Origin of the sequence: Streptomyces sp. WM6372 (assembly GCF_001279655.1) — a bacterium.
Taxonomy (GTDB): Bacteria; Actinomycetota; Actinomycetes; order Streptomycetales; family Streptomycetaceae; genus Streptomyces.
In genome coordinates this window covers 60,047-66,046 of record NZ_LGDB01000202.1, presented here as the reverse complement: position 1 = coordinate 66,046, position 6,000 = coordinate 60,047, and the positions used below count along the sequence as shown (strand labels likewise).

Below are 6,000 nucleotides of genomic sequence, written 5' to 3'. Positions count from 1 at the left end.
CCCGGGGGCCGGGGCGGGCCCGGGGGCCGGGCGGCCTGCCGGGGCGGACGGGGAGAGACGGGTGGTGCGTACGGTTGCTTCGCTCACACCGAAACGATCACCCCGTACTCAGCCTGGTACCAGAGTCTTCTTATCCTGGTACAACGAATACCTGGCAACGGGATGAGCGGTACGGCACCCTGGTTCCATGACCACTGTTGCCTCCGACAGCGACGTACGCCGGCACGAGCTGGCCGAATTCCTGCGCAGCCGCCGGGAGCGGATCACGCCCGAGCAGGTGGGGCTGGTGCGCGGCCGCCGGCGGCGCACCCCGGGACTGCGCCGCGAGGAGGTCGCCCAGCTCTCCGCCGTCGGTGTCACCTGGTACACCTGGCTGGAGCAGGCCCGCGAGATCCAGGTCTCCCCGCAGGTCCTGGACGCCCTGGCGCGTGCCCTGCTGCTCGACGCCAGCGAGCGTACGCACCTGTTCGCGCTGGCCGGCAGCCTCGATCCGGCCCCGCACGCGCCGTGCCCGAGCGTGACCCCGGCGCTGCGGGCGATGCTCGACCAGCTCGGGCCGATCCCGGCCTGCATCCAGAACAGCCGGTACGACATCCTCGCGTACAACGCCACCTACGGACGGCTGCTGTGCGACCTGGACGCGGTGCCGCCCGAGGACCGCAATTGCCTGTGGCTGGCGTTCACCCACGCGGACTGGCGGGCGTCGATGGCCGACGTCGCCGAGGTGAACCGCACGATCGTCGCCAAGTTCCGGGCCGCGATGGCGGAGCACCTCGCCGAGCCGGCCTGGAAGGCCCTGCTGGCGCGGCTGGAGGCGCGGTCGCCGGAGTTCCGGGAGCTGTGGGCACGCCACGAGGTGCTCGGCGTGGGCGCCAAGACGAAGTACGTCCGCAACGCGCACGTCGGTCTGCTGCACTTGGAGCACACCAATCTGTGGCTCGGTCCGGCGGCGGGCCCGCGCCTGGTGACGATGGTGCCGGTCGACGAGGAGAGCCGGGCGGGCCTGGAGCGGCTGGCAGGGCTCGAGCGCCAGGGCCGCCGGGAGCGGCCGGAGCGGCACGAGCCGCTCGAACTCCCCGTCCCGGCCTCGGTCTGAGGCACCCCGCCCCACCCCGCCCCACCCGCGGACCCGCTTACGACCGCTCGGCCAGCCCCTCCGGCAGCCTGCCCGTGTGCACCACCCCGAGGGTCTGCGTGGCCCGGGTCAGGGCGACGTAAAGGTCGCTCGGCTCGTGGTCCGCGGGCTCCACGACGATCACCGAGTCGAACTCCAGCCCCTTGGCCTGGCGCGGGTCCAGCAGGACGACCGTACGGGTCAGGTCCGGCTCCTCCCCCGCCCGTACACCGGGCAGCGCGGCCGCCAGCGCCGCGTGCAGCGGGCGCGGCGCGATCACCGCGAGCCGGCCGCCCCGCCCCTCGGCCGGAGCGCCTTCGCGCACCGCGTCCGCGACCGCGGCGGCGAGGTCGTCCGCCGCCCGGATCCAGGGCCGCTGCCCCGTGGACCGTACCGAGCTCGGCGGCTCGAATCCGGGGTGGCGGGCCCGGAGCACGGCGGCCGCGAGCTCCATGATCTCGGCGGGCGTACGGTAGTTGACGCCGAGGCGCACCAGTTCGAAGCGGTCGCCGACGTACGGGTCCAGGATCCGCTTCCACGAACCGCAGCCGGCCTCGTCGCCGGTCTGGGCCGGGTCGCCCACCAGCGTCATGGACCGGGTGGGGCAGCGCCGCATCAGCAACCGCCAGGCCATCTCGGACAGTTCCTGCGCCTCGTCCACGATGACGTGCCCGAAGGCCCAGGTCCGGTCGGCGGCCGCCCGCTCGGCCGCACTGCGGTGGTCGGCCTCCTCCTGGCGCTCCGCCATCCGTTCGGCGTCGATGATGTCGTGCGCGGCGAGGAACTCGTTCTCCATGTCCTCGAACTCGTACGACTCGGACCCCTGGGACAGGTCCAGGACGCCCTGGGCGTACGCGATGCGTTCCTGCCGTTCGCGCTCCTCGGCGGCGCGCTGCGCGCTGTCGTCGAAGCCGAGCAGCTCGGCGGCCTCGTCGAGCAGCGGGATGTCGGCGGGCGTCCAGTCGTCCGTCGTGCGGCGGATCAACCCCGCCTCGTGGTCAGGGAGATGGGTGGGGTCCGCGAGGAAGTCGGCGATGAGCTGCCGGGGCGTCAGCGGCGGCCAGAGGCCGTCGATCGCGGCGTGCACCTCGGCGCTGGTCGCGATCTCCTTGCCGAGCTGCGCGATGTCGTCGGCGCCGAGCAGGTTGGGGCCGCCGTACGGGTCGGCGCCGAGCCGGTCGGCGAGCTGCTGCGTGAGGGAGTCGATGACGCGGAACGCGAAGTACGGGCGGGCCAGGTTGTGCGGCAGCCCGGTGGCGCGGGCCCGGTCCCGGGCCTCGTACGCCATGGTCCGGTCGAGCCGCAGGGTGCCGTAGTCGTCGTGGTCGATCTCCACGGCCGGCTCCGGGAGCACGGCGCTGTCCTCGCCGGTGCCGGCGGGGACGGTCTCCGGCAGCGCCTGCCGGTCGCGTACGACGCGTGCGAGGACGTCGGCCATCTCGGCGCGGCCCTTCACGGCGGCGGCGCCGGGCCGGTCGGTGCCGGTCGCCCGGATGCCGGGGAACAGCTCGCCGAGGGTGGAGAGCAGGACGCCGGTCTCGCCGAGGGAGGGGAGCACCTCGCCGATGTAGCCGAGGAACGCCGGGTTGGGTCCGACGATCAGCACCCCGCGCTTGGCGAGCAGCTCGCGGTGGGCGTAGAGGAGGTAGGCGGCCCGGTGCAGGGCGACGGCCGTCTTCCCGGTTCCCGGGCCGCCCTCCACCACCAGTACGCCGCGGTGGGGCGAGCGGATGATGCGGTCCTGCTCGGCCTGGATGGTCTGGACGATGTCGTGCATGCGGCCGGTGCGGGCGGCGTCGAGCGCGGCGAGCAGCACGGCGTCGGCGTCGGCCCCCTCGTGGCCGGTGCGCTCGGTGTCGGCGAGGTCGAGGATCTCGTCGTGGAGAGCCGTGACCTCGCGGCCGCGGGTGGTGATGTGGCGGCGCCGGCGCAGGCCCATGGGGAAATGCCCGGTGGCGAGGTAGAACGGTCGGGCGACTTCGGCCCGCCAGTCGAGGACGAGGGGGGTGCGGTCCGCGTCGTCCTGCCTGATTCCGATACGGCCGATGTGGTGGTCCTGTCCGTCGGAGAACTCGAGCCGGCCGAAACACAGACCGTTCTCGCCCGCGTTCAGCGCGGAAAGCAGACCGGACTGCTCGGCGACGACCACGTCCCGCTCCAGTCGCGCCTGGAATCCGGTCCCCGCCCCGGACAGGGCCTGTTGCACGGCCCGTTCGGCCTGGTCGCGCAGGTCGTCCAGGCGCGCATAGAGCTCGTCGATGAATTGCTGCTCATTACGGAATTCCACGGTTGACAATGCCACTCCCGACCCGATACGATGTCCTCGTAAAGCTTTTTCATGCCCTGTTGTCATCGGGGCGTGAAACATCAAATATACGCTGACGAATACCCCGGCCGTCAATTGGTCCGGGGTATTTCTGTATCGCGACACCTGCCCCGATCGCATCGCACAGGTGAACGAATCGGGCGGGCGGACGTCACCCGGACGGCTCACCCGTCAGGCTTTCGGCGCCGCGCACTGCTTTGGTGGAGACACAGAGCTGTCCACCACATGGAGCACTCTCATGTATGAAATGCAGGTCGGTGAGGCGGCCACAGGGCCTGGCCTCGTATGGCACGTCGTCGCCCGTGACCGCCGGGCCACCCTGTGCGGCCGCCCCCTCCAGCCGGGAGGCAACGCCGAAACAGACCACCACTGCATGCCGTGCATGACGGCCTTCCAAAACGTCATGCGCGAGGGCTCCGCGGAGTCCTGACCGTTGGGGGTGATCACCCGCCGAACCACGAGCCGCCGCCGGCGCCGGGACCCCCGGGACCGGCGGCGAGTGGTTCGCCCACCCCTCAACACATCAAAGCAATCCTTATACAAATACGGCCTGTTGCCGTATCCGCTTATGAAAATGATCGGACTGCTCGGAGGAATGAGCTGGGAGTCGACCGCCCAGTACTACCGCCTGGTGAACGAGCTCACCCGCGACCGGCTCGGGGGGCTGCATTCGGCCCGCTGCGTGCTGTACTCCGTGGACTTCGCGGAGATCGAGCGGCTCCAGGCCGAGGGACGGTGGGCCGAGGCCGGCGAGGTTCTGGCGGCGGCCGCCCAGCGGCTGGAAGCGGCCGGTGCGGATCTCGTCCTCATCTGCACCAACACCATGCACAAGGTCGCCGACCGGGTCCAAGCCGGCATCTCGGTGCCCCTCCTGCACCTGGCCGACGCCACCGCCGACGCCGTGAAGGCGGCGGGACTGACGCGCGTCGGCCTGCTGGGCACCGCGTTCACCATGGAGCAGGAGTTCTACCGTGGCCGACTCGCCGCGAACGGGCTGGAGGTGCGCGTCCCGGACGCCGAAGGGCGCGCGCTCGTACACCGGGTGATCTACGAGGAGCTGTGCCTCGGCATCGTCCGCGAGGAGTCGCGCGCCGCCTACCAGCGCGTCATCGAGGAGCTCGTGGCCGCCGGCGCCCAGGGGGTCATCCTCGGCTGCACCGAGATCGAGCTGCTCATCGGCGCCGGGGAGAGCCCCGTACCCGTCTTCCCCACCGCACGGATCCATGCCGAAGCCGCGGTCGAGGCGGCGCTGTCGACACATCCGCACATGGCTTGAATCCATCGGTGCTCGGAATCGAGCGGTCCGCCCCGTGCCATCATTCGGCGCTATCAAGCCAACCGAGGGGGGTGGGCGTGGTCATCGAGAACTGGCAGCAGGCCGCCGTGGCCGTGGCGGTCGTGGTGGTGCTGGGCTTCGTCCTGTGGTCCATGCGGCACCGGATCAAGAAGCTGCGGGTGCGGCTGTGGGGCCTCGCCTTCGAGACCGCCCCGGAGCCGGACCCGGCCCAGCAGGACGTCCACACGAAGCGCTCCAAGATCCTGAAGTCCCTGGTCAGCACGGTCAAGGGCGCGAAGGTCGGGCTCGTGGACACCAAGGTGGAGGAGAGCTGGATCGTCGTGCGCAAGGACGGCGACCCCGAGCCCGACACCGGAACGGGGCCGGGCGCGGGGCCGGGCGCAGGCACGGGGACGGGGACGGGGACGGGACCCGGCAGCGGCGGGCAGCCCGCCGGCTGATCCGGCCGGCAGCGCTCAGGGGACTTCCGGGGGGAAGAAAGCGTGCACGTAGACCGCGCCGAGCAACTGGCGGACGCCGCCCGAGTGATCAGCGACGGCGCTCCGCACCGGGCCCTGTTCTTCGAGGGCGACGAGGGAATCGGCAAGACCGCCCTGCTCATCGAGCTCCACCAGCGGCACGGTGACAGCACGGTCTGCTACGTCGACCTCGCCACCACCTGGGCGGCGTTCGACGTACTGAACCGCATCTGCTGGCAGGCGTCCGGCCAGGGCATCCCGATGGACTCCTTCCGCGCGCTCAAGCAGCGCTACGGCGAGGTGCCGACGGTGAACTTCCACGGGATGTCGATGGACCGCTCGCACCTCGACATCGCCCTGAGCGTCAACGCCGACCGCGAGACCCAGAACTCGGCCTTGAGCGACGAACTCGTCGCGCGCCTGACCGAGTCGGCGACCGGCGCCGGCTCCGGCTCCGGCTCCGGCTCCGGCTCCGGACCGATCGTCGTCCTGGACGGCTTCGACCGCTGCGAGCCGCCACTACAGCGCTGGATCAGCACCAGCTTCCTGCCGGACCTGCTGGCCACCCGCCGCATCACCGTCTTCCTCGCCGGGCGGAGCGTCCCCAGCCTGTCGCACCCCTACGCCGGCGCCGTCCGGAACCTGATCCTGCCTCCGTTCGACGCCGCGACCGTCCAGGAGTGGATCGACCTGGTCGGCATCGAAGAGCTCAAGGGGTCCGCCGAGGAGCTGTGCGGCAAGCTGGACGGGCTCCCTTCGGCGATCTCGGAGTTCCTGTCCCAATTCACCCGGGAGGGCTGACCCC

General features: G+C 71.4%; 6 protein-coding genes. 5 read left to right on the top strand and 1 reads right to left on the bottom strand.

The genetic code is table 11. The features are described 5' to 3' along the window. The first annotated feature begins 187 nt into the window (after positions 1-187). Positions 188-1,096, top strand: coding sequence for a helix-turn-helix domain-containing protein (locus tag ADK52_RS25985; RefSeq protein ID WP_078988599.1), 909 nt, complete (start codon positions 188-190; stop codon positions 1,094-1,096). A gap of 37 nt (positions 1,097-1,133) precedes the next feature. Here the strand turns inward: ADK52_RS25985 and ADK52_RS25980 are convergent, their stop codons facing one another. Then, on the bottom strand, positions 1,134-3,467 hold the full coding sequence (locus ADK52_RS25980) for a HelD family protein (RefSeq protein ID WP_078988598.1): 2,334 nt from the start codon (positions 3,465-3,467) through the stop codon (positions 1,134-1,136). Positions 3,468-3,678: 211 nt separating this feature from the next. On the opposite strand from ADK52_RS25980, the gene ADK52_RS25975 reads away from it, so the two are divergent. From ADK52_RS25975 to ADK52_RS25960, 4 genes are all read left to right on the top strand, one after another. Further along, positions 3,679-3,870: a hypothetical protein gene (locus ADK52_RS25975; RefSeq protein WP_037837143.1), complete on the top strand. Its 192-nt coding sequence runs from the start codon at positions 3,679-3,681 to the stop codon at positions 3,868-3,870. A 138-nt stretch (positions 3,871-4,008) separates the two neighbouring features. Further along, entirely contained in the window at positions 4,009-4,716 is a 708-nt protein-coding gene (locus tag ADK52_RS25970) for an aspartate/glutamate racemase family protein (protein WP_053692246.1), read from the top strand. A gap of 77 nt (positions 4,717-4,793) precedes the next feature. Further along, positions 4,794-5,177, top strand: coding sequence for a hypothetical protein (locus tag ADK52_RS25965; RefSeq protein WP_159046033.1), 384 nt, complete (start codon positions 4,794-4,796; stop codon positions 5,175-5,177). Positions 5,178-5,219: 42 nt separating this feature from the next. After that, positions 5,220-5,996, top strand: coding sequence for a hypothetical protein (locus ADK52_RS25960; protein WP_053692244.1), 777 nt, complete (start codon positions 5,220-5,222; stop codon positions 5,994-5,996). The last annotated feature ends 4 nt before the right edge of the window (positions 5,997-6,000 follow it).